General features: G+C 41.4%; 31 protein-coding genes. 12 read left to right on the top strand and 19 right to left on the bottom strand.

Features of this window, described 5'->3' with window-relative positions; genetic code table 11:
* Positions 1-191 precede the first annotated feature (191 nt).
* Positions 192-1322, bottom strand: coding sequence for a homoserine O-acetyltransferase MetX (gene metX, locus METLIM_RS11365; protein ID WP_245543638.1), 1131 nt, complete (start codon positions 1320-1322; stop codon positions 192-194).
* Positions 1323-1494: 172 nt separating this feature from the next.
* On the opposite strand from metX, the gene METLIM_RS11370 reads away from it, so the two are divergent.
* Both METLIM_RS11370 and METLIM_RS11375 read left to right on the top strand, forming a co-directional pair.
* Positions 1495-1983, top strand: a complete 489-nt coding sequence (locus METLIM_RS11370; RefSeq protein WP_004078594.1) for a hypothetical protein — start codon at positions 1495-1497, stop codon at positions 1981-1983.
* 2 nt (positions 1984-1985) lie between these two features.
* Entirely contained in the window at positions 1986-2369 is a 384-nt protein-coding gene (locus tag METLIM_RS11375; RefSeq protein WP_004078595.1) for a DUF3467 domain-containing protein, read from the top strand.
* A gap of 363 nt (positions 2370-2732) precedes the next feature.
* Here METLIM_RS11375 and METLIM_RS11380 read toward each other — a convergent pair whose 3' ends face one another.
* The 16 genes from METLIM_RS11380 to METLIM_RS11445 form a co-directional block, all read right to left on the bottom strand.
* Positions 2733-3113 (bottom strand): DUF2283 domain-containing protein, encoded by a 381-nt coding sequence (locus METLIM_RS11380; RefSeq protein ID WP_004078596.1) that lies wholly within the window; start codon positions 3111-3113, stop codon positions 2733-2735.
* A gap of 48 nt (positions 3114-3161) precedes the next feature.
* Positions 3162-3428: a hypothetical protein gene (locus tag METLIM_RS11385; protein WP_004078597.1), complete on the bottom strand. Its 267-nt coding sequence runs from the start codon at positions 3426-3428 to the stop codon at positions 3162-3164.
* A gap of 235 nt (positions 3429-3663) precedes the next feature.
* The gene (locus METLIM_RS11390; protein ID WP_004078598.1) at positions 3664-4194 is read right to left on the bottom strand and encodes a hypothetical protein; all 531 of its coding nucleotides are present in this window, start codon (positions 4192-4194) and stop codon (positions 3664-3666) included.
* 2 nt (positions 4195-4196) lie between these two features.
* A complete protein-coding gene (locus tag METLIM_RS11395; RefSeq protein WP_048145956.1) occupies positions 4197-4529 on the bottom strand; it encodes a transcriptional regulator in 333 nt (110 codons plus the stop codon).
* Positions 4530-4753: 224 nt separating this feature from the next.
* Entirely contained in the window at positions 4754-4912 is a 159-nt protein-coding gene (locus tag METLIM_RS16695) for an STAS domain-containing protein (protein ID WP_245543526.1), read from the bottom strand.
* Positions 4899-5255: a putative zinc-binding protein gene (locus tag METLIM_RS11400; RefSeq protein ID WP_048146366.1), complete on the bottom strand. Its 357-nt coding sequence runs from the start codon at positions 5253-5255 to the stop codon at positions 4899-4901. Before METLIM_RS11400 ends, METLIM_RS16695 begins: the two co-directional genes overlap by 14 nt.
* A 56-nt stretch (positions 5256-5311) precedes the next feature.
* Positions 5312-5728, bottom strand: a complete 417-nt coding sequence (locus tag METLIM_RS11405) for an arsenate reductase ArsC (RefSeq protein ID WP_004078601.1) — start codon at positions 5726-5728, stop codon at positions 5312-5314.
* A gap of 87 nt (positions 5729-5815) precedes the next feature.
* Positions 5816-6538 (bottom strand): aromatic aminobenezylarsenical efflux permease ArsG family transporter, encoded by a 723-nt coding sequence (locus tag METLIM_RS11410; RefSeq protein ID WP_004078602.1) that lies wholly within the window; start codon positions 6536-6538, stop codon positions 5816-5818.
* Entirely contained in the window at positions 6535-6951 is a 417-nt protein-coding gene (locus tag METLIM_RS11415; protein ID WP_157202303.1) for a nitrophenyl compound nitroreductase subunit ArsF family protein, read from the bottom strand. Before METLIM_RS11415 ends, METLIM_RS11410 begins: the two co-directional genes overlap by 4 nt.
* Before the next feature lie 97 nt (positions 6952-7048).
* Complete coding sequence (gene arsB, locus METLIM_RS11420) at positions 7049-8152, bottom strand: ACR3 family arsenite efflux transporter (RefSeq protein WP_004078604.1); 1104 nt, start codon at positions 8150-8152, stop codon at positions 7049-7051.
* A gap of 107 nt (positions 8153-8259) precedes the next feature.
* Positions 8260-8649, bottom strand: a complete 390-nt coding sequence (locus METLIM_RS11425) for an ArsR/SmtB family transcription factor (RefSeq protein WP_004078605.1) — start codon at positions 8647-8649, stop codon at positions 8260-8262.
* 91 nt (positions 8650-8740) lie between these two features.
* Positions 8741-9664, bottom strand: a complete 924-nt coding sequence (locus METLIM_RS11430) for a cation diffusion facilitator family transporter (protein ID WP_004078606.1) — start codon at positions 9662-9664, stop codon at positions 8741-8743.
* 34 nt (positions 9665-9698) lie between these two features.
* Complete coding sequence (locus tag METLIM_RS16700; protein WP_245543527.1) at positions 9699-9815, bottom strand: MoaD/ThiS family protein; 117 nt, start codon at positions 9813-9815, stop codon at positions 9699-9701.
* Positions 9816-9867: 52 nt separating this feature from the next.
* Entirely contained in the window at positions 9868-10752 is an 885-nt protein-coding gene (locus METLIM_RS11435; protein WP_004078608.1) for a universal stress protein, read from the bottom strand.
* 282 nt (positions 10753-11034) lie between these two features.
* A complete protein-coding gene (locus tag METLIM_RS11440) occupies positions 11035-11865 on the bottom strand; it encodes a sulfite exporter TauE/SafE family protein (protein WP_004078609.1) in 831 nt (276 codons plus the stop codon).
* Positions 11866-12045: 180 nt separating this feature from the next.
* Entirely contained in the window at positions 12046-12405 is a 360-nt protein-coding gene (locus METLIM_RS11445) for an ArsR/SmtB family transcription factor (RefSeq protein WP_004078610.1), read from the bottom strand.
* A gap of 286 nt (positions 12406-12691) precedes the next feature.
* Between METLIM_RS11445 and METLIM_RS16705 the strand changes: the two genes are divergently transcribed.
* From METLIM_RS16705 to METLIM_RS11480, 8 genes are all read left to right on the top strand, one after another.
* Entirely contained in the window at positions 12692-12853 is a 162-nt protein-coding gene (locus METLIM_RS16705; protein ID WP_004078611.1) for a hypothetical protein, read from the top strand.
* Positions 12854-12857: 4 nt separating this feature from the next.
* Positions 12858-13151 (top strand): ferredoxin-thioredoxin reductase catalytic domain-containing protein, encoded by a 294-nt coding sequence (locus tag METLIM_RS11450; protein ID WP_004078612.1) that lies wholly within the window; start codon positions 12858-12860, stop codon positions 13149-13151.
* A 36-nt stretch (positions 13152-13187) separates the two neighbouring features.
* Entirely contained in the window at positions 13188-14102 is a 915-nt protein-coding gene (locus tag METLIM_RS11455) for a permease (RefSeq protein ID WP_004078613.1), read from the top strand.
* 63 nt (positions 14103-14165) lie between these two features.
* Positions 14166-15239 (top strand): permease, encoded by a 1074-nt coding sequence (locus METLIM_RS11460; protein ID WP_004078614.1) that lies wholly within the window; start codon positions 14166-14168, stop codon positions 15237-15239.
* Between the two features lie 14 nt (positions 15240-15253).
* A complete protein-coding gene (locus METLIM_RS11465; protein WP_004078615.1) occupies positions 15254-15508 on the top strand; it encodes a hypothetical protein in 255 nt (84 codons plus the stop codon).
* Positions 15509-15524: 16 nt separating this feature from the next.
* Positions 15525-15761 carry a thioredoxin family protein gene (locus tag METLIM_RS11470; RefSeq protein WP_004078616.1) on the top strand — a complete coding sequence of 79 codons (237 nt, stop codon included), beginning with the start codon at positions 15525-15527 and terminating at the stop codon, positions 15759-15761.
* Complete coding sequence (locus METLIM_RS11475) at positions 15762-16232, top strand: putative zinc-binding protein (protein WP_004078617.1); 471 nt, start codon at positions 15762-15764, stop codon at positions 16230-16232. It begins immediately after the preceding gene.
* 223 nt (positions 16233-16455) lie between these two features.
* Entirely contained in the window at positions 16456-17223 is a 768-nt protein-coding gene (locus METLIM_RS11480) for a DUF169 domain-containing protein (protein ID WP_004078618.1), read from the top strand.
* An 86-nt stretch (positions 17224-17309) separates the two neighbouring features.
* On the opposite strand, the gene METLIM_RS11485 is transcribed toward METLIM_RS11480, so the two are convergent.
* Positions 17310-18944: an IS1634 family transposase gene (locus METLIM_RS11485; protein ID WP_004078619.1), complete on the bottom strand. Its 1635-nt coding sequence runs from the start codon at positions 18942-18944 to the stop codon at positions 17310-17312.
* Positions 18945-19046: 102 nt separating this feature from the next.
* Between METLIM_RS11485 and METLIM_RS11490 the strand changes: the two genes are divergently transcribed.
* Positions 19047-19283, top strand: coding sequence for a thioredoxin family protein (locus METLIM_RS11490; protein WP_004078620.1), 237 nt, complete (start codon positions 19047-19049; stop codon positions 19281-19283).
* 3 nt (positions 19284-19286) lie between these two features.
* Positions 19287-19748 carry a putative zinc-binding protein gene (locus METLIM_RS11495; protein WP_004078621.1) on the top strand — a complete coding sequence of 154 codons (462 nt, stop codon included), beginning with the start codon at positions 19287-19289 and terminating at the stop codon, positions 19746-19748.
* A 162-nt stretch (positions 19749-19910) separates the two neighbouring features.
* Here METLIM_RS11495 and METLIM_RS11500 read toward each other — a convergent pair whose 3' ends face one another.
* Complete coding sequence (locus METLIM_RS11500; RefSeq protein WP_245543528.1) at positions 19911-21038, bottom strand: ABC transporter substrate-binding protein; 1128 nt, start codon at positions 21036-21038, stop codon at positions 19911-19913.
* Positions 21039-21201: the final 163 nt, after the last annotated feature.

Genomic DNA, 21201 nt, shown 5'->3' on the forward strand with positions numbered 1-21201 from the left:
GACGGGGATATTGCCGGGATCCTCTGTTCGGCCTTAAACCCGTTACCGGCACACAAACCGGGCATACGCGGTGTTGCCGGTTACCTGATCTCCTGCTGCCCCTATACCATGCTCGGGAAAAAGATTCCGGGGTTCCTGGGGGGTGAGACGCGCACACCCTACGAACCGCTCACCAACCGTGAACGCTATCTTCAGGGAAAGGTAAAAGTCGGGTATGGTATCATGCTCATCGGTGTATTCTGCCCGATCTTCTGGTTCTCATCGATTACCGGCAAGGCTGATATGGAGTGCTCCTCCATTTTTTTTGCTGCCGACTCGATGGGTTCATCCGGCACTGTAGTGACGACATTTTTTGACATGATCTCATCAAGCCAGAGGAAATTTTTAGCAACCGCTTTTGCAATATCCCACGAAGTGACAATACCAACGAGCTGTCCGCTTGCCGATAATACCGGCAGGTGATTGACCTCGAGGTTGATCAATCGCCGTGCCGTCACCGCTGTTGTTGCGCCCTCCTCAATGGTCGGAACATCGTGAATCATGACATCCCCGACAACAGTTCTTGAGAGGAACTGGGAGATCAGGTAATTGATCTGGCCGGATTCCAGCAGGAATGCATCATGCCCGTAGTTGGATCGTATCTCGCTGTACCGCACCTCGCATTCATTTGCCGTCAGTGCCTGGACGATCTCCTGTGACTGGTAAGGTGGATACAGCCAATCGGAAGAGACCGAAATCACGAGAAATCCTGCATGCGCTCCCTCAAGTCCTTTTGCGAGCGAACCGTCTTTGGTCAGGTCGAAGTAATCAATCGCCTTTTTTATGTAGAGGTATGAGTTGGCATCGAACCGCTGGGTAAACGTATCACCCTGGTGGTGGAGATAACTCTCGACAGCAAAATCAGTCGAGAAGTCAAACCCGATCCGGTCTTTTGCCTGAAGCGAGCGCCCGAACTTTGCATGCATCGACTCGTCCGAGAGATACGTGATGTGCCCGACCATGCGTGCAAGCGCAAGTCCCTTGACCGGACCTGGTGTGTCATACGATTTCGTATCATAGTAATTCCCGCCGTTCCATTCGGGATCCGAGATAATCGCCTTCCGACCGACTTCATTGAATGCGATCTGCTGAGGGGTCGAGTACCCCGTTGCAGCTATTACAATCGCCTTCTTCACACTATCCGGGTAGCTGACCGTCCACTGGAGTACCTGCATGCCACCCATTGATCCACCGGCAACCGCGTAGAGCTGTTGGATGCCGAGGTAGTCAGTGAGGAGTTTCTGGGCATTGATCATGTCCCGGATCGTGATAACCGGAAACATCGCACCAAAAGGTCTGCCGGTTGCCGGATTTTCCGATGAAGGGCCAATGGATGACACATTATGATCTTGAAGTTCCTCACCACAGACATTGGAAAACATTGTAAAAAATTAAGGGATATCAGCAATTATTTAATATATCTCTACCATATACAATAAGTGCAGGAGATGGAAGATGACAAAAGAGGACTTGCCAATATTATGTTCAGAAGAAGAGATGTACCTTGATGAGCCATACGGCGGTTTGTTTGGCGATACAGTCATTGCAAAAGTTGTTGAAGAACTTGTTGCAGACCCTACGATGGATTATCGCCCAAAATATCTGGAGGACATTACTGGAAAATCTGAAAGATCTATCTATAATGCTCTTAAAAAATTATTACTCCTTGGCCTTATAGAGAAAAAAGGTGATGAAAAACACCCCGTGTACAGAGTCAGAGTCGAGTCCAAAAAATTTGCAGCACTCTCATTTCTGGCATATGCAATGCTGGATGATCGTGACGGGACACACTGCATGAACATGGCAGTCAACGGTTATTACAATTCAGTGCTCAGAGAAAAATATGAACCAAAGGCAATCGCAAATGTTGAGACTTGGAAATCCATTCCGGGAATTATGAGTGAAGATAACAATAATTTCAAGAAATTTGCAGCGAGTGCATAAATATGACAAAGAATACTAAAACCGCAGATACCGAATCTATGACAATAGATGTCGGTGAAATGTACAAGTACAAAAAAGAAGATCTAATGACCGATATTTCTTCCAGTGCTTATTCTAATCTTGCATATGTACAGGCAACTCATCGAGATCTGTATATTGATTTTCTTGAGATGCCTGGAATAAAAAGAGAGGATGGAAAGATGCACATAAAAGGTACAAGAATTTATATGTCTCATTCTGCGGCCCAAAAACTTTCTAAAGCCCTTGACGGAATATTAAAGACGGTCCATTCAGATGGTGGAATGGAATTTTATACGCCTGAGGATAAAACGGAACCTAAGATATCAACAAAAGTGCAGCAGGCAACTACCAGAAATAAACTTTAAAAATTTATTCTTTTTTTTTCTAAACAACCCCCTTTCCCTTATTCTCCTCCCGCATAAGCCTCCCGTAACACTTCTCACAGATCGCCAGCTTCAACCCTTCAGATCTAAACACCGCCTTCCCCTCATCACAAAGACCACATCTTCCAAGCTCAACACTCACCTTCTCAAAGTCCGCTGCACATATAACGCCAGGCAGCGGCAGCGTGAAGGACGGGGTTTACGGGAGGATGAGTTATGTGGAGATAAGGGGGTGATCAGGAGAGCCATATTGCAAATTAAAGCAAAAGGAATTATTGCGATTTTGAATAGTTAAAAAGATATTCTACAATTAAAAAAGTGAAAAAACAGGAATTTAAATTTTCATCAAATTCCACATGACATGGCCATTGTTCCGGAGGGGATATTGAATTCATTTATATCTGCTGCATTTATGGCTTTAGGGACACATTTGTTTCTTATTTCAATAGATAGTTCTATTTTAAGTTCTATTTTTTCATTTGAGATGAAAAGCTTAACATCAACCTGATGAAGTTTTTGCAGGGCATATTTTGAGACATTGAATTTTTTAGAGGCGTTTTGGATCTCAACTCCTTTTATGAATTCTCCTTCAGCAAAATCGATTATTATATTGTTTAAATTCAATGAATGCTTATATGCTGCCCCTTTGACATATATAAATAAACTGTCATTTTCATAATCATAGTCTATTTTATCTGCATCCGTATGAATCAGATTTGCACCCATTTTATTTCACCCTCCTGTTTATCTCTTTCTTATAACACGTAATTAAATTTATATTATTTCAGGATTTGTATTCTTTACTGAAACCACCAAAGCCAGATCATAATTCTCATTTAAATTGAATATAACTTCAAATTTATCCTCATCCTGTTTTGATGAAGCAACAGGCTCACCACAGATAAGCAATTTTTTATTACCTTTAATATCAGGCATTGAATCATCTTTCCTTTCTTCAAAACGAGTTATAAAGTGTCCGGAACTATGAATATTCTCAGTTTTCAAATTGGAAAGTGACTGCAAAAAATTTATTATATTCATTTGTCATATCCTTTTTTCATATACTCGTTAATAAGTTGTTGGAACGGCTTTCATTATTTAAATTAAGAAAATAATTTTGGACTCAGATTTAACTCATTATTTGCTTTTGAGCCCTCCATTTACTACAAAATCTTTCCATAATATATTATTCCAAAGTCTGATTTGCTATGAAAATCAGACCTGATTTTAATGAACTTTTTCATAGAACGGTGACAGGAGTGCAGGATATCCATTCCTAATGCCTCAGAGAATTAACAGATGTCCGCTGCATCGGCCCGGTCTCGTTTTTAAGCCATTCAAGATCTTTTTTTGTCGGTTCAAACAAAAATTCCTTTACCTTTGAAATGCCCTTCGCAATCTGGGTGTCGCGATAAAATCCCTTTGTCTCTTTTATAATCCTAAATGCTTCTGTCGGCGACCTGTTCGTTTTTTCGACAATAAATGCATATGTCGCACCAATCTCCAGGAGAGGAGCGTTCTTCTGGAAAAGAGCATCGAGATTTTTTACCACCGCTTTCTCTTCATCTGATAATGAAACACCACAACTTAGGTTTTTAAACTCCTGCTGATGCTCATAATAATCCTTGGTGAAAGCCGGGGAATAAGAGCCGCGAACATACATCCCGAATGGATAATTAAATTCCATGCCCTTTAGCTGGAGAAGACATATCGTCTTTTGTGCTATTAATTTGTCCTCAAATTCATTGCAGTCTAAGGGAAATTTCATCTCATCAAATACTGCAACTGCTTTATTCCAGTCTCCCATTTTTATTCCTCCTCACAAATGAGCATATTAAGCCAGTTTTTTATTTTGTTCCACTCTTCAAGTCCATCCGGAGTAATTACATATAATTCGAGATTTTCCTTTGATTCAAATTTGACCTTTTCCATCCGCAGATATCCCATTTCTACAAGTGGTTTTAAATTTGAATATGTTGAACCGTCACTTCCAATATTAAGGCCGTTTTTTATTTGCCTTGCTGTTGCTCCATCTTCACCAAGTTCTGATAAAGCCCACAGAATTTTTATCCGGTTAAGTGAAAATAACTTAGAGTTCAAATTTCCGGACTCATTAACAATTTCCAAAAATTTTTCCTTCATTTTCCCACACATTACTTCAGCAAATATTAGTTTGTTAGTTATAATTATGACTTGAAGTTTAAATTAATTACTGGAGACAATGTTTGATATTATTATTGAGGCATCTTTAATAAGATGTAAAGTTCAAAAAAAAATTTTCTTTTGTTTCTTCCCTTATAAATCAAAAGTCACAAAACTTAAAAAAAATCTCTTTTTATAACGACAGAAAAATGTACTGCATCAATTTATGAAAAACCCTTATCAAGCGTCATCTGGCTCTCTACATTAAGGCCGGTTACATATACTGAACTTCCTTCACGCTGATATTTATCAATAACTCTGGCAATTGCCTCAACGGCTGACTGATCCCATATATGCGAATTCTGAAAATCAATCCTGGTCATTTACCTGCCGTTTCAGTTCCCTGCTAACTACATCAATCTCTGAAAAGAACGGGTCTTCTGCTCCTCGTTTTTCAATTCCAAGTTCTGTTGCAATTATATGAATGTCCGGCTCAATACCAGCCTTTTGTATTTTTTTGCACGAACAGCAGTCAGAACAGCCATCCAGAACAACTAAAAAGGCATTGTCCTTTAGCATCTCTGATTTTTTATCATCAATTGCAGTTGCTGATAAATGCCTCTCAAAAATACCCGGGTTTCGGAGAATAAATGAGTTTGCCGCCTGAAGAGTAAGTTTTCCCGTGCTTGAAATACCAGAGCAGGTAACAAGAATTTTCCCGGTCATAAAATAACACCTGAGAGTTTCCAAATTCTTAAATTTTTCATCTCTTTTCTCATCAATCATTCCCGGCCAAATTTTACATCAATAAACTCTGTAATCTCATCTCTGATATTTCTGAAAAAAGACAAAATCTCTTCCTCACTGCCTTTAGCAGATGACGGGTCAATAAATCCTGCATGAATTTTTTCCTTCGCCCAGGGAAACATCGGGCATGCTCCCTTTGCACTGTCACAGACAGTTACAAGAATATCCATCTCAACTCCAAAGAATTCATCAATCTTTTTAGATCTGTGGCCTGAGATATCAACTCCAATCTCACCCATAACTTTGATGGCATACGGGTTTACAGACGTAACCTCGGTTCCGGCAGAAAACGCCTCATATTTATCTCCATACCGGGCATTCAGATATCCCTCTCCCATCTGTGATCTTGCACTGTTATGAGTGCATATAAACAGAACCTTCTTTTTAGTCATTTAATAGATCTCCGTCATACTTCCCTCAGAGGGAATAATCAAATTTTCAAATTTATTATCGAAATACTTAAATTTTCTTTCAGATCATCATAATATCATACTTTTAATCCAGATTACAATATAGTAAATTCCACCGGCAATGAAGACATAAGCCGCAGCAGTCCTGATATACGAATCAGCTTTATTCACTCTGCCCATAAACCTGGCAGCGCCTGTAATTCCTCCTCCAATAAGAAGAGAGACAAGAATTACCGGGAATGCCGTTGCAAGAGCAAATGATGCCGGAATTATCAGAGGATCGGAGTTACTGACCGCAATTGGAATAAGCATTCCAAAGAAAAGTGCCGCACTAAAAGGGCAGAATGCAAGAGCAAATACAAACCCCAGCCCGAAACTGCCTAAAAGGCCCTGATTAAAAAGCCACATTTTAAGCCTGCCGGAATAATCACTCCTCAAAAAATTAAAAGAATCAAATGATATCTCCTTTAGGATAATAATTCCTATAATCAGCAAAAAAGGCCCAAGAAGCATCTCACCGTAATTCCTGAGAAATGCAGAGACAGGTGCAACACCCAGTCCGAGCCACAAAACAGCCGCTGCAACAAGAATGTATCCAAAAGCCCTCCCGCCTGCATACAGAATTCCGGCTGACAAAGTCCTCACAAACTTCTCACCCTTTCCGGAGATATATGCAATTGCGGCAATATTTGTTGCAAGCGGACATGGACTAAAAGCTGTCATCAGCCCTATGAAAAACGCTGCAACTACGGGGATGCTGCTCATTCCCATGGATTCAAGAAAGCCTGTCAAATACTGCCACCCAAAAGAGGACTAAGAATGGTCTTCATATAATCTGCAAAAGAATTTGGAGAATTTATCCGGTACAGTGCACCTGCAAGGTTTTCCTTATAAAATTCACCGTTTTTGCCGTAAACACCGATTATCAGAGACGAACCTGCCGCTTCGTATTTATTGACAACCTGAGAGTTATTTTCATCATCAATATTTATGTGGTCAAATACAAGTTTGCCTGAATCGAGAGAATCCTGATAAAAGGTATGGACGGTCTCATTTGCAAGCTCTCCAAGTAATACACAGGAGTAGCACTGGTTATTCGTATGGAAATGATAGAGTTCTACCTTTTGAGCACCATATTTATCTTCAAATTGGGAGATTTTATCTTCATTCCCGTCTGATGATGCACCCATACATCCTGCTGACAAAATAATTCCTGTCAGGAATACAGATAAAACCAGCAATAATAATTTTTTATTCATAATTCACGTCCTTTCGATTCATAAAAATTTAAATTTCGGTCAGTTAAGCCTCATTTTCAATGGCACTTTTCTCAAACAGATTCTGTGTCCTAAGACAAATTTTAACAAGCATCAGCATAACCGGCACCTCAATTAATACACCGACAACCGTTGCAAGCGCAGCTCCGGATGAAAGCCCAAAGAGAATCGCAGCGGTTGCAATGGCAACCTCAAAATGATTCGATGCCCCAATCATCCCGACAGGTGCTGCATCACGGTAAGGCAGTCTGAAGCGTCGTGCCAGGACAAAGTAGCCAAGAGTGAATATCAGCATTGTCTGAATGAAGAGCGGAACTGCAATCCAGAGTATTGTTAGCGGATTTTGAACTATTACATCACCCTTGAAACTGAAGAGTAAAACAAGTGTTCCAAGAAGTGCGATAATGCTCACCGGAGTTAAAATATGCAGGAATTTCCCCTCAAACCAGGCCATGCCCTTCTTTGAGATTATCCATCTCCTTGTCAGATAGCCAAGGACAAGAGGAAGCCCGACATATACTGCAACCGAGAGCAGAATCGTCTGCCATGGGATCGGCATTGAATTAACCCCGAGCAGAAATCCTCCAAGTGGTGCATACAAAATGAGCATTGTAAGCGAGTTTATTGCAACCATAATCAGAGTTAAGCCGTCGTTTCCGCGTGCAAGGTAACTCCACATAAGAACCATTGCAGTGCATGGAGCAATTCCAAGAAGGATACACCCTGATACATAACTTCTCCAGAGTTCAACCTCAGTCCCGTTTGCCAGAATTTCTGTTCCGGGAATAAAGTCGACAAAGACATATCCAAGGAAGAAGTATGCAATCAGAAACATTGTAAACGGCTTAATCGCCCAGTTTATAATAAGCGTCAGCAGAACGGGCTTTGGCGTCTGTGCCGCTCTTAAAACCTCTCCAAAGTCTATCTTTACCATTATTGGATACATCATGAAAAAAAGAGCGATTGCAATTGGAATTGAGACCTCATAGACAGAATAACTATCCAGTGTAACCGCGGCCTGCGGGAAAAATCTTCCAAGAAGAATACCGCCCGCTATACACAGAGCAACCCATATGGTAAGATATTTCTCAAATATTCCTAGGTCTCTTTTTTTATTTTGGATTTCCAAATTACGCACCCCTTATTTCAAATTAATTTAAAATAACTATGATGCCTTATAAGATATAATATTTTTCACTTCTTTTCAGCAGAGATTTAAATGAATACTAAAAAAATTTATTGCACGTTGTTTTTACCGGATAAAAGCCACTTTTTCCCTTTTTGTGTCAGGCTGTATGTTATCCAGGTTCCTTTCTGCTCACCGGAAATAAGCCCGGCTTTTTTTAAAATTGACAGGTGATATGAAAGGCGGGAATCGGAAATTTCAAGAATTGATTTTATTATGCAGACGCAAAGCGGCTCTATCTCAAGCATTGAGAGTATTTTGATTCTTTTTTCATCCGCAAGTGCACGAAAGATTATGCAAATATTTTTAATATTATCTTCAGATGGAATACTGTCTGTTATTTGATCAATCTCATTAATTCCATCGCAATCACAAAGTAATTTTCCTGATTGCCCTTTTATTTCCGCATATATTTTTTCGGTTCTGTTTTTCTCTGACATCAGCAATTTCCGGTCTGTTTTATTTAATTATGAAGATACTTCAATTTATACTGATGCCGGATTTACTCATAGAACATACACCTGCCGCCTGTCATCTCTCTTTCGTTTCCCCGGATAATTGATCTGGGAGCATCTGGAAGCGTTCCACAAGAGCACAGTCTTTGCATTCTTTGTATTCAAACTCCAGCGTGGAGTGGAGAATTTTGTAATTTTTTAGCCGGGTCTTGATCTCCTGTTTCATCTGTTCAGTTTTTTCAAAATCCCGCACGGAGGAGTACACATGCGCATCGATTACGTTGATATCGGAACAGAGACTCCAGAGATGGACATGATGTACCCCTTCCACTCCTTTCACTGAAGTCATATCAGCAACAACCATATCGAAATCCACCGATTGTGGCGTGAACTGAAGAAATATTATGAGTGTTTCACGTAGTATTCTGACAGCTGAGATCACAATCAGAACTGCTATGAAGCCGGAGAGAATGGGATCAGCGATTACCTGCCCGGTGAAAGAAATCCACACGGCAGAAGCAATCACCGCAACCGACGAGATTGTATCTCCCATCACATGCAGGAATGCACTCCGGACATTCAGGTTATGGCTCCCGTGGAGGAGAAACATAACTCCCAGGTTCACTGCAAGACCGATGCAGGCCACGATTAACATCAGCCCGCCCTGTACCGGGGTGGGGTTGAGAAGCCGCTGGTATGCTTCCCAGAGTATGAAGGTGCTTACAAGGAGCAAAAGGATGGAGTTGATGAACGCTGCGAGAATTTCCACCCGGTGGTAACCATAAGTTCGCTGCTTTGTGGGAAGCTGGAGAGCAAGGGTCATTGCCCCAAGAGAGAGAAGGAGCGAGAAGAGATCACTGAACATGTGTCCCGCATCACTGATGAGTGCGAGCGACCCGGAGAGCAGCCCTCCGGCAACCTCTACGAGAAAGAAAAAAAATGTGATGAAAAGTGCAATCTTAATCGGTTTCCGGTAGTCCCGAAAATTATCGTTTGTCATCTCGTCTCCTGAATGTGCATATTGGATGTGCTTTCTACCCACCTGCCGCCGGAGGAAAGAGGGCAATCAGATCCCCGTCAGCCAGAAGGGTATCAAGTCCTGCTATAAATTCAATATTCCTGCTATCATATCCGGCTGTCCCGCATTTCATATATGAAAAACCACTTTTGATCATTCAAAAGAGTAAGACATGACCTGCCATGTCAACGAACCACCAGCACATGAGCATCAGCCCTATGAACAACGGCCTCGGCTACTCCGCCAAGAAGAGCTTTTAAAGCGCCGGTTCTTCCTTTTGCTCCCATTACAATGATTGTAGGTTTGAAAGAATCTGCAACACCTAATATCTCATCAATAGCATTTCCGGTTACCAGTTCGGTAACGATTTGAGATATGCCATAATTATTCATTTGCTCCTTTAATTCTGCAAGACGCCTTGTGTCTTTTTCGTTGAACTCATTTATCTGTTCCTGCGTTGCAGGCCAGAGACGCCTTGTGTCCTGAACATGCAGGATCACAAGCTGATCTGGTTTTGCACTGGCCATCCACTCTATAAACGGAATGCACCTTTTTGCCTCTTCAGAGAAATCAGTAAGATAAAGGACGCGGCGGAAGAGATCAGAATTAATAGTGCATGATTCAGGGTCTCCCTTTTTCATAACAGATAACCTGAGGATGAGCAGGGGAACATCTGTATGGTGCAGGACATTTTCTGTCTGGCTTCCAAGCAGCATCCGGGGGATAAGCGTTTTCCCGTGCGAACCCATTACAATGAGTGAGGGAGGATTATTTTCTGCCTTTTCCAGGATCTCTATCCATGGAATGCCTTTTAAAACCTCATATTCCACTTTTGATACGCCACAGTCTTCTATATTGCTCTTCCACCCCTTTAGGACCTGATCATCAGATTCATAGATGTCGGAGTCATCTGCCGTCTCAGGGACATTGATCACATGCATAAGTTCAGTCTCCACATGCAAAAGTTCAGCCTCTTCAATACCAAGACGGGCAATCTCTGCAACGGCAGGGAGCATCCTGCCTGCTGTGCCGTATACTTCCAATGGGATTAAAACCGATTTCATTTTCATACAACTTCACCTATATACAATTCCGGCGTTTAGATACAGATCGAAAAAGACATCTCTTAAATTCGTTTTTAATACCTGCCTGATTCTGTGAAGTGCCGTGTGTCAGAGAATTTCAAATCTGTTTGAAATGTCCTTATGACGTTTTAGTATAAAATAGTAATTGTTTAAGGCATAATCTGTGCAGATGAAAACACACTCCTGATTATTCAGCAGTGTAGCAGCAGATCCACAAAGAGTGTGATGTATCAGAATCTGCGAAGCGCACCTGAGGTAAAAAAAGATTTACAGAGGAAGCCCCAGGAATGAAAAAAATCCTGTCATCTTAAGCCCCATATAGATCATAACAGCAATGAAAACATACTTAAGCTGTTTTGCGGGCATTTTGTGTGCCACACAAACCCCGGCCCTGGCCATGATTACACCCGGCACTGCAAGAAGCACCCATTGAAGTAAATTTAAATAACCCAGTGAATATTCAGGGAGTCCGGTAACCGAAAGTCCGTTTATTATATATGCAATTGTCCCGCCAAGAGCAGTAAACGCCATCAGTGCAGTTGATGTTCCTACTGCTTCATGCATCTTAAAGTGAAGTGCAAGCACCATTATGGGGATTAGAACGACACCGCCGCCAATACCGATAATTCCGGATAGAATACCAATCGGAATACCCCATAAAAGGAAGATGATGACGTTGTTTACCGGATTTTCTTCCACTTTCGGCGGTTTGGCGGTGAGCATTCTTACGGCACTCAGGAGAATTACAACACCGAAAATAATTTTCAGGTATTCACCAGGGATTAAAGTCGCGAGGTATGCACCAATAAATGCGCCAAAAAATCCGGCAAGACCCATCGTAACAGCGGCATTCCACATGACTGCGCCTTTTTTGTTGTGGCCATATGTTCCGGAAAGAGCAGTTGGAAGTACTACTGCAAGATTTGTACCGAATGCAACAAGAATAGATATATGAGGATCATAACCCATTGATGTTAAAACCCAGTACTGGACCGGGATCATTATGAAGCATCCGCCAACGCCCAAAAGTCCGCAACCAAAACCTACAACAATTCCGGTGAGGAGAAGTGCAAGTATGTATATTAATTCCAATTCCATAATTTATCTCCACGCATTTCAATTTACATTGAAATAGTACCCTTTAAACAAGCTTAAAGTTATTTAATTTACCATGAAAAAAAGTTCATGAAATCAATGTTTTATGATAGATAAATGAAAAACCAAATATTTTAATTAAATATGACCGGATGCCGTTTAATCAAATTCGCCAGAATCGGTTTATGGCAGCAGTGCCCTTCCCTTATCAGTCAGACTGTATATTATCCAGTTGCCCTGCTGTTCTCCAAAAATCAGACCATTCTCCTTTAAAACCGAGAGATGATAGGACAGTTTTGAGTCGGCAATATCCAGAACTGTCCGGATTACACATACACAGAGCTGCTGCTTTGAGAGCATCAGGAGAATTTTCATTCTGTTCTGATCGCTAAGAACATGATGCAGGGTGCAGATCTGCCCGATAGTATCTTCATCCGGCATTTTGCTTACAATTCCGTCAATCCCGCCGGATTTCTGAAGCGAACTCTCTATCTCCGGAGGCAGTCCGTAACTTTTGGCATCTCCTCTTATCTTATCTGTCATAATTTGGTATCCCGGATATTTCAACTAAATATGAAATATTTTGATATATATGAATTCCGATACTCAAAGTCGGGCTCCCAAAGACTGGATGAACCCTGTACAGATTCTCCCAATATGAGGAGTTATGACCTGAATAAAGAACTTTATGATGTAAACTTACTGTAATTTATCAGAAACTGATATAATAACGTGCCCAACCATTTCAAATTTAGTTGAAATAATAAATTATAAATATGTCTGATGATAACATATGATTCAAATAAATTTGAAACAGGAATTGATGAAAATGTCTGATGAAAAAGAAACTAATGAAAAGAAAGGGTTTTTCTCCAGATTTATGAAAGGAGAGGGGAACGAATGCGGCTGCGGCTGCTGCGGCGGCATTAAGATTGTGCCAAAAGAGAGCAGCACTGAAAAGGAAGACTCTGTAAAGGAAGAGGAATCCTGAAAAAATGACAGATTCGGATTCAGTCCTGCAAAAAGAGACTGAAGAAAAAATACTTGCCTTTGCAGAGAGGTATGCAGAAAAGAAGGGCTTCATCCTCAATCCGGACAGGAAGGAACTTGCGGATGTCATATCCGGACTTTCACGGAATAAAATAAATTCCAAAAAACAGTACTGCCCCTGCCGCCTCAGAACCGGTGACAAAAAGAAGGACAGAGAGATAATCTGCCCGTGCATCTATCACGAAGACGAGATCGAAAGAGACGGACACTGCCACTGCATGGTCTTCTTTAAAAAGTAAGGTGTGATTGAGACGACTTTAAATCCGGTTGCTGAAATGCTTATAACGGCAGGAGAATTCTTCGTAATAATAACACTTGAGCTTGTGCTCCTCTTTATTGCGGTAAGTTTCCTTGTCGGGCTTCTTCATGCATACGTTCCGGAAGAAAAGATTAAAAAGACGCTTTCGGGAAAGAGAAATGTGAGCAGTACCTTTTTGGGCGGGATATTCGGAGCACTGACTCCTTTCTGCTCATGCTCAACAATTCCCATTCTTGTGGGGTTGTTGAATGCCGGAGTTCCGTTCACTGCCTCAATGGCATTTCTGCTGGCATCGCCCCTGTTAAATCCTGTAATAATCTTCCTTCTGCTTGCACTAATAGGTCCTGCGATGACTATCCTTTATGTTGCTGTCACCTTTGTAGCAATTATTGTTATTGCAACTATGCTTGGCAGGCTTGGATATGAGCAGTATGTAAGAGAAGTAACAGTTGAAGGGTTAAAGGCAAAGCCTGTGTGTGAATGTACAAGTGACAGTTTTTCCGGGCGGCACAAACCCCGGCTAAAACAGGCATATGACTTTGCAATATCACTCTTCCGGCAGGTTTTCTTCTATCTAATCCTCGGTGCAGGAATCGGAGCGTTCATCTACGGGTTTATTCCGGCAGATCTGATAACAGCAGTCGCAGGTCCTGACAACCCGTTTGCAATACTGGTTGCAGCCGTAATCGGAATTCCCATGTATATCCGGGCTGAGACGATAATTCCGATAAGTGCGGTTCTGCTCTCAAAAGGAATGGGTATCGGTGCTGTTGTTGCTTTAATTATCGGAGGAGCAGGAGCAAGTATTCCGGAGATCACACTGCTTGCATCAATCTTTAAAAAGCGGCTTGTTGCAGCGTTTGTAATCTCAGTTCTTGGTGTTGCGATATCCGCCGGAATCATATTCCAGTTGCTTGCAGGAGTCGTGTGAAACTTTAAATGATATCAGGATACAAAATGAACCATTACAACCGGAAATTCAGGGTGAAACAAAATGATTGATTTAATTATCGGCTCACTTGTTACAGGCTGGGATACACTTGCAGGATATCTTGCTGAGCATGTACTGACATGCTTAATCCCTGCATTCTTCATAGCCGGAGCAATAGCCGCACTTGTAAAAAAAGACGCGATAATGAAATACTTCAGCCCGGATGCGAAGAAGAGCACTGCATACGGGCTTGCATCTGTTTCAGGAACAGTGCTTGCAGTCTGCTCATGCACAATCCTGCCGATGTTTGCCGGGCTTTTTAAGCGTGGGAGCGGAATCGGGCCTGCAACGACATTTCTCTATGCAGGACCGGCAATTAACATCTTAGCGATTGTCTACACTGCAAAAGTATTGGGCTTTGACCTTGGTGTTGCAAGGGCGGCCTTTGCAGTAGTTATGGCGATAATAATCGGGCTTATCATGGCATTTCTCTTCAGGTCACATGATGCCGATACAAAGAAGAAGAATGCCGCGATGCCGTCTACCCCTGTAGTCGGTGATGCAGAGAAACCGAAATGGGTTGTGCCTCTATTCTTTGTCTTCCTTGTCGGAATTTTAATAGCCGGAACGGCACAGGCTGACTGGATGATAAAGTTCCCGATAATTTACCTGCTCACTTTAGGGACGGCGTTTCTGCTGATATACTACTTTGAGCGTGACGAAGTTTCAGAGTGGGGACTTGAGACGTGGGATCTTACAAAGAAGATCTTTCCCATACTGATTATCGGAACATTTGCCCTTGGTATGCTCTCGTTCTTCCTGCCGCCGGAGGTATTCAGGCCGTTCTTTGGAACGAATTCGATAGAGTCGACATTCCTGGCGTCAATAGTCGGAACAATCCTTTATATGCCGACACTGCTTGAGGTGCCGGTTATCGGGACGACATTCGGCTACACATCAGGTGTTATGGCCGGAGGGCCTGCACTGGCACTGCTTCTTTCAGGGCCGAGCGTGAGTCTTCCGTCGCTACTTGTGATTTCAAGGATAATGGGCCCGAAAAAGACCATAGTCTATGCCGGTCTTGTGATTGTCTTTTCAGCGGTTGCGGGATTTGTGTATGGTATGTTCTTCCTGTAAGGTGAAATGAGCAGATGTCAAAGAGAGATAAACCTTGCTGTGCTGCTGAGGCGATGCGGCGGATAAAAAAGGTGGATGTAGGTGGTATTGTCGTAGGGCTTGCCATGCTTGAGGACATATGCTATGATGTGCGGGATATGAATATCTCCGGCAGAGAAAAAATCGCCGATGAACTGATGAAACAAGTTAAAATTTACAATTATATCCCGGAATCGGCATACGGCAAATACCGTGATGCAGTATTAAAGGAATATGAGATGATGAAATAAACGGAGAATGATTAAAATGAAGATTGAAGTACTTGGAACGGGATGCTTAAAATGCAAGAGGCTCATGAAGAATGTCGAAAAAGCAGTCTCTGAATCGGGTGTTGATGCTGAGATTGTAAAGATCGAAGATATAACTGCGATAATGGAGAGGGATGTTATGTTTACACCGGCTCTTGCAATCGACGGCGAGGTAAAAGTCTCCGGAAGGGTTGCAGACGTTTCTGAGATTAAAGAGTTAATCGGAGGTAACTAAATGGGGGATATTCCTAAATGCACCTGTGGCGGGCCTGATGCCCCCGGCGATAAGAAGAAGATTATCTTTTCATGCTCCGGCGCCTCAAATGTCGGTGAACTCTCAAACGCTGCGGCTGTTCTGCTGACAAAGGAGGGTTTTGGAAATAAGGCATGTACGGCATCACTTGCGATAGAAACCCCGTCTGTTATGAAAAAAGCTGAGGATGCAGATTTGATTGTTGTAATTGACGGATGCCCGGTCGGGTGCGCCAGACATATTGCGGAAAATGCCGGTGTGAAGATAGATCAGTATCTCATCGTCACAAAACTCGGAATAAAAAAGATCGGTGATATGGACATAGTTGAGGATGACCTTGAAACCGTTGTTTCGGCTGCCTGGGAGGGAAAATGTGTCTGCCAGGATGCTAAAGAAGAAAAAGAGTCCGACAAAAAAGCACCCGTCTGCGGCTGCGGCGGCGGATGCAGGTGAGAATTATTAAAACCGATTATCTTCGATAAGATATTGCTTACCAGAAAAAGATCCATGAAAAACCTCCAACATAATTTATAATCTAAAAAATGTCGTGAAAATACCATCCACGACCACAGGAAATATCAAAATATTATTTTTTTGGAAATAAGGGCAGCGTAACCTCTTTAAGATTCGAAGAAGCTGACTGAACTATAATCATAATTAACAGGATGAATTTAAAATGACAGAAATTAGTGAAATTAAAAAAGCAGGTGAAGCAATGAAGAGTATCCTCGGACTTCGCGGTTCACCTGTCGGTGTGAGACTTTTGAAAGACGATAAACCTGTAGCTGGTGCAGTTATGGCCGGAGGCAACCGTTATTGTCAGGCACTTATGTGGGCAAGACACGGTGAACATGTAATCGTAAACAAAGAGACGATAGCATGTCCGGCGGCTGCACGGGCTTTCGGGTTTAAACCATTGCCTGAACCATTAAAGAGCGGAAAGGGCCTTGTCGGATTTGGCATTACCTCTGAAGAGACTGTCGGAAAGATGATGTTTGAAGGCATGACAGTTTTTGAGATGGATGAGATTAAACAGATAGAGCTGTTCCCTCTTGAAAAAGCAGAATCTCTTCCTGATATAATCGTTGTCGAGGATGAGACTGAGAAACTCATGTGGATTACTCTTTCATACATGCATTCTCATGGCGGAGAACGTGTTAAAGGTTCAACTGCTGTTCTTCAGGCAACATGTGTTGACTCAACCATTATTCCGTTCCTGGAAAAACGCTTAAACTATGGTCTTGGCTGCTATGGATGCCGCGATGCAACCGATATGGCATCCGGTGAGGCAATACTCGGATTTCCGGTGAAAGAATTGTCCGCAATTGTTGAGCATCTTACATATCTTGATAAAAAAGCTCTGCCTCATTCACGGGGCAAACATGCATATGCATCTTTAAAGGGCGAAATGAAGACAGGGGAAGGTTCCTGTTCTGAATCTTAAATCTTAATCTTTTTTATTATTGCAAACACGATTATTGTATTATATGAATTTATACGTCAAAAAATTAAAGTGAAGAGTTTATATTCTCACATTCCGCAGGTTGAGCGGTCACGATAATATTTTTCACAATAAGAACCAAGCAATTTAACGATTTTTTGGTTATCCAAGCTATAATTTTGTATTTTCACTGTAAGGTTTCCATCACAAATGATGGTAACTTCCCTAACTCTTCTGAACAGGAAGAATACCCACTTGAGTGTCGGTTTATTCGTTGGTTTGTCTTTCTGGTCTGGGACGGACTCTCCAGACTCTAACAACACTTTTCGTATTCTGAATTCAGCAACAGCATATACAAATAAGCATATCGCCATTAATGCTGCCAGTGCTTCAATCCTTTCTTCTTTCTTTAGAAATACCTCAGAAACCAGGAATTGTTTGTCTTTTACAAATCTGAATCCCCTTTCGACCGTATTTTGATTTTTATAATTGCTGAGAAGTTCATCCGCTGTCAGTTCAAGGTCATTTGTTGCAAGGACAAATCTTCCTGCTCTGAGTTTTTCCCCCTTAATAATCTCAGAATCCTCGTTCGGTTTTGCTCTAATAAAGAATACCTTTTTGAGTATCTCATCAGCTCTGGGTCTCCCTTTCTTACCATTTTCCCTTTTGTTTTTGCTGATAATGGAGTATGTGGTAGATCCAAACATTGGATTTTTTACAATCCACTTTTTTATTGCTTTTTCTGCATCTTCCTGGCAACTGAATTCCTGATTCATCAGTCTGGAAATCTCATTTTTAGCCTTTATTGTCTTCTTTTCAAGTTTTTCTTCAATTTTTTTAAGATCGCTTTTTACCCTTTCTTTTGCTTCATACATCACCCATTTCTGCTCAACATTACCATAGCCAGACATTGTTTCAAAGCAGGAATACCTTTCATCTCCACAATCAATCATTTCGACATCAGATTTTGTCAGGTTGACCACTTCACTTATTGTTCCTTTAGCTCTGGAAATCCAGAATGTAGTCTCACTTATCTGTTTTATGTTATCTTCTGAATAAAACGCAGCATCAGCGATATAATAGACTTTTTCGTCAAATATGAGTGATTTCTGGAAGTTTTGGATCATTTCAATAATGCTTTCGCTATCTTGTTTATTGCCTGAAAATGCCTCCACAAATAATGGTATTCCCACTTGATTTGTCGCAATTCCAAGCACAAAACGATTAAGATCCCACCTTCCGTCTTTTGGATAACCCTTTGTGATATTGATAGTATTGTCAGAATTCCGATTATATTTGCCATAAACACTGAAATTGGTAGTATCAACATGGATTAGTTTGGCTGCAAATTCATCATTGATTAAAGATTGAACTACAATTTCATTGAATAATCTGGTCGCACCATATTCATAAACTGCATCAAGAGTACGGCCAATAACGTCGTCATTTAGATGCTCAAGCCTAACACCCTCGCCAAGTAAATTTTCAACGGCAAGATCATTGAAGAATTTAGGAAAGAGGTAAAGTCGGCGTTCTGTAAAACCAAGACCATTCAAAACCATTGCCTTAAGAACCTGTCCATGGGACAGATTATACTGGCGCTTTTTTGGGAGAGAATTGTCTGTAATTATCCCAATATGAAGAGAATCAAATATTCCTGCTACCAGGCCAAGGTGATATATTGACTCAATTGAACCATCAACATAACTATCTAAGATTTCCATAGATGACAATAGTATATTTGGATCATAATATATAGATCTTTCTATTTTATATTTTGAAATTAATCTTTACCTGCGGATTGTAAGATATTAGGTTGAATTATCATGAAGATTGAAGTACTTGGAACGGGATGCTTAAAATGCAAGAGGCTTATGAAGAATGTCGAAAAAGCAGTCTCGGAATCAGGTGTTGATGCAGAGATTGTAAAGGTCGAGGATATAGTGGAAATCATGGAGAGGGACGTCATGCTCACTCCGGCTCTGATGATTGACGGTGAACTGAAGGTCTCCGGAAGGGTTGCGGATGTTGCCGAGATAAAAGAGCTTATCGGAGGCAACTGAAAGATGACTGATATTCCACAATGCACATGCAGCTGCGGGGATGCAGCAGGAGGGAAGAAAAAGATAATCTTCGCCTGTTCAGGAGCTTCAAATGTCGGGGAACTCTCCAATGCTGCCGCTGTAACGCTTACAAAGGAAGGCTTTGGCAACAAAGCCTGTACAGCCTCACTTGCGATTAAAACTCCTTCCGTTATGAAGAAGACAGAGGATGCTGATGAAATTGTTGTAATAGACGGATGCCAGGTCGGGTGCGCCGGACAGATTGCAGAGAATGCAGGTGTGGATGTGGATCAGTATATCATCATCACTAAACTTGGAATTAAAAAGACAGGTGATATGGATATTGTTGAGGATGATCTTGAGAGTGTCGTCTCTGCTGCATGGGAAGGGAAGTGTATCTGCCGGGAAAATGAGGACAATAAGAGCGATAACTCCAGATGCGGATGCGGCGGAGGATGCAGATAACTTTTCCTCCGGAACAGACCTGGATCAAAACCATATTACTCCTTCTGGTCAGACCCCGACCTCTTTATATCTTAGAAAAGATTAACCTGGCAAACAGAATACAGCCTTTCAGGATTACTTCTGAGGAAGATATTGCAAAAAAAAGCGATTTTAAATTATGATTCAGAATTCCTCTATCCTCCCAAAACCACCTGTCTTTTTTGTAATTGCAGAGTATGACTCTTTTCCGTTGAACTGCTTAATAATTTCATCTGTCTTTGAGACTACATCAATATCTACAAAACGTTCAGGGTATAATACAGAACCAACATAATAACTGTCAGAAAGAACCAGTTCGTGATTCAGTCCGTAGCCCGGATAAGGCAGTACGCCATATATTCTGTCATCTTTTACGGCATCAATATCATCATACAATCCACTCCTGAGTTCATCTTTAATAAGTCCGATATTAGACATATCTGCAAATATTATAGCCGGATTCCAGCCGATTATCTGTTCTTTACTGATCTCAATGGTATTTGAGGCAGATTTAACTCCGGATGCAACATTGTCTGCATTTACCCAGATAAACGGAGGGTACTTCACCTGTGTTGAGGCAAGCCCGAAAGCTCCCTGCTTTGATAATCCACCCACATAAACAGAAACTTTTTTATCTTCAGCGACATCTGATGTTCGCCCTTCTAAATCATTAACAAGGCTTTTAATATACAATTTAAGTTCTTCAGATCTCTCTTCCTCTCCAATCACAGAGGCAATCAGATCAAGTGAGGTAAATAGATCATTGTTATCATCGGTATAATCCATAAATCCGATTCTGCCTACTCCCGGCTTTATTACAATGACCGGAATTCCGGTTTTTTCCTGGATATGATTGGCATTTTCAGTATCAATATAGGACGCAACTATAAGATCAGGAGAAACTTTTACAATCTCCTCAAAATATGGATCGCCTGCTCCGCCTGCATCAACTATTGGAAGTTTTTTAAGTTCAGGATGGGCAGCTAGATAGGGATATTTTGAAAATGATTTATTCTCAGTCTCACTGATTCCGCTGATAACATCTGTTGCACCAAGATAGGAGAATACCCTTGTTGTCCCCTGGGCGATTGGGATTACAGAATTTACAGAAGCAGGTATTTCAACCTCACGCCCGATCATATCAGTAATAATGACTGTACTTTGGACAGTCGCCGTTTCATCATCAGTAGCGCCCGGACTGCCAGAGGCATCAGAGGTACATCCACAGATTAATGTAGCAGCAACCACACACAAAAATAAAATTGATGTCAACTTTTTAATACCCAACATAATATTAATATTACCACAGCATATTTATGCATTCTGTTTCAAATAAAATTGAAATGAATGAGATAATTTATTCATATTAACAAATATTCAGATAAATCCTCCGGGAGTAAAGGCTGAATAAATTGAAAAAAAGAAGAGAAAAGTC

Source organism: Methanoplanus limicola DSM 2279, assembly GCF_000243255.1.
Lineage (GTDB): Archaea > Halobacteriota > Methanomicrobia > Methanomicrobiales > Methanomicrobiaceae > Methanoplanus > Methanoplanus limicola.

What these genes read in the sequence shown, in the direction of transcription:
- metX (WP_245543638.1), bottom strand. Translation starts at nt 1,322, where the DNA reads ATGTTTCCGGTTATCACGATCCGGGACATGATCAATGCCCAGAAACTC.
- METLIM_RS11370 (WP_004078594.1), top strand. Translation starts at nt 1,495, where the DNA reads ATGACAAAAGAGGACTTGCCAATATTATGTTCAGAAGAAGAGATGTAC.
- METLIM_RS11375 (WP_004078595.1), top strand. Translation starts at nt 1,986, where the DNA reads ATGACAAAGAATACTAAAACCGCAGATACCGAATCTATGACAATAGAT.
- METLIM_RS11380 (WP_004078596.1), bottom strand. Translation starts at nt 3,113, where the DNA reads ATGGGTGCAAATCTGATTCATACGGATGCAGATAAAATAGACTATGAT.
- METLIM_RS11385 (WP_004078597.1), bottom strand. Translation starts at nt 3,428, where the DNA reads ATGAATATAATAAATTTTTTGCAGTCACTTTCCAATTTGAAAACTGAG.
- METLIM_RS11390 (WP_004078598.1), bottom strand. Translation starts at nt 4,194, where the DNA reads ATGGGAGACTGGAATAAAGCAGTTGCAGTATTTGATGAGATGAAATTT.
- METLIM_RS11395 (WP_048145956.1), bottom strand. Translation starts at nt 4,529, where the DNA reads ATGAAGGAAAAATTTTTGGAAATTGTTAATGAGTCCGGAAATTTGAAC.
- METLIM_RS16695 (WP_245543526.1), bottom strand. Translation starts at nt 4,912, where the DNA reads ATGACCAGGATTGATTTTCAGAATTCGCATATATGGGATCAGTCAGCC.
- METLIM_RS11400 (WP_048146366.1), bottom strand. Translation starts at nt 5,255, where the DNA reads ATGACCGGGAAAATTCTTGTTACCTGCTCTGGTATTTCAAGCACGGGA.
- METLIM_RS11405 (WP_004078601.1), bottom strand. Translation starts at nt 5,728, where the DNA reads ATGACTAAAAAGAAGGTTCTGTTTATATGCACTCATAACAGTGCAAGA.
- METLIM_RS11425 (WP_004078605.1), bottom strand. Translation starts at nt 8,649, where the DNA reads ATGTCAGAGAAAAACAGAACCGAAAAAATATATGCGGAAATAAAAGGG.
- METLIM_RS11430 (WP_004078606.1), bottom strand. Translation starts at nt 9,664, where the DNA reads ATGACAAACGATAATTTTCGGGACTACCGGAAACCGATTAAGATTGCA.
- METLIM_RS16700 (WP_245543527.1), bottom strand. Translation starts at nt 9,815, where the DNA reads ATGAAATGCGGGACAGCCGGATATGATAGCAGGAATATTGAATTTATA.
- METLIM_RS11435 (WP_004078608.1), bottom strand. Translation starts at nt 10,752, where the DNA reads ATGAAAATGAAATCGGTTTTAATCCCATTGGAAGTATACGGCACAGCA.
- METLIM_RS11440 (WP_004078609.1), bottom strand. Translation starts at nt 11,865, where the DNA reads ATGGAATTGGAATTAATATACATACTTGCACTTCTCCTCACCGGAATT.
- METLIM_RS11445 (WP_004078610.1), bottom strand. Translation starts at nt 12,405, where the DNA reads ATGACAGATAAGATAAGAGGAGATGCCAAAAGTTACGGACTGCCTCCG.
- METLIM_RS16705 (WP_004078611.1), top strand. Translation starts at nt 12,692, where the DNA reads ATGTCTGATGAAAAAGAAACTAATGAAAAGAAAGGGTTTTTCTCCAGA.
- METLIM_RS11450 (WP_004078612.1), top strand. Translation starts at nt 12,858, where the DNA reads ATGACAGATTCGGATTCAGTCCTGCAAAAAGAGACTGAAGAAAAAATA.
- METLIM_RS11455 (WP_004078613.1), top strand. Translation starts at nt 13,188, where the DNA reads ATGCTTATAACGGCAGGAGAATTCTTCGTAATAATAACACTTGAGCTT.
- METLIM_RS11460 (WP_004078614.1), top strand. Translation starts at nt 14,166, where the DNA reads ATGATTGATTTAATTATCGGCTCACTTGTTACAGGCTGGGATACACTT.
- METLIM_RS11465 (WP_004078615.1), top strand. Translation starts at nt 15,254, where the DNA reads ATGTCAAAGAGAGATAAACCTTGCTGTGCTGCTGAGGCGATGCGGCGG.
- METLIM_RS11470 (WP_004078616.1), top strand. Translation starts at nt 15,525, where the DNA reads ATGAAGATTGAAGTACTTGGAACGGGATGCTTAAAATGCAAGAGGCTC.
- METLIM_RS11475 (WP_004078617.1), top strand. Translation starts at nt 15,762, where the DNA reads ATGGGGGATATTCCTAAATGCACCTGTGGCGGGCCTGATGCCCCCGGC.
- METLIM_RS11480 (WP_004078618.1), top strand. Translation starts at nt 16,456, where the DNA reads ATGACAGAAATTAGTGAAATTAAAAAAGCAGGTGAAGCAATGAAGAGT.
- METLIM_RS11485 (WP_004078619.1), bottom strand. Translation starts at nt 18,944, where the DNA reads ATGGAAATCTTAGATAGTTATGTTGATGGTTCAATTGAGTCAATATAT.
- METLIM_RS11490 (WP_004078620.1), top strand. Translation starts at nt 19,047, where the DNA reads ATGAAGATTGAAGTACTTGGAACGGGATGCTTAAAATGCAAGAGGCTT.
- METLIM_RS11495 (WP_004078621.1), top strand. Translation starts at nt 19,287, where the DNA reads ATGACTGATATTCCACAATGCACATGCAGCTGCGGGGATGCAGCAGGA.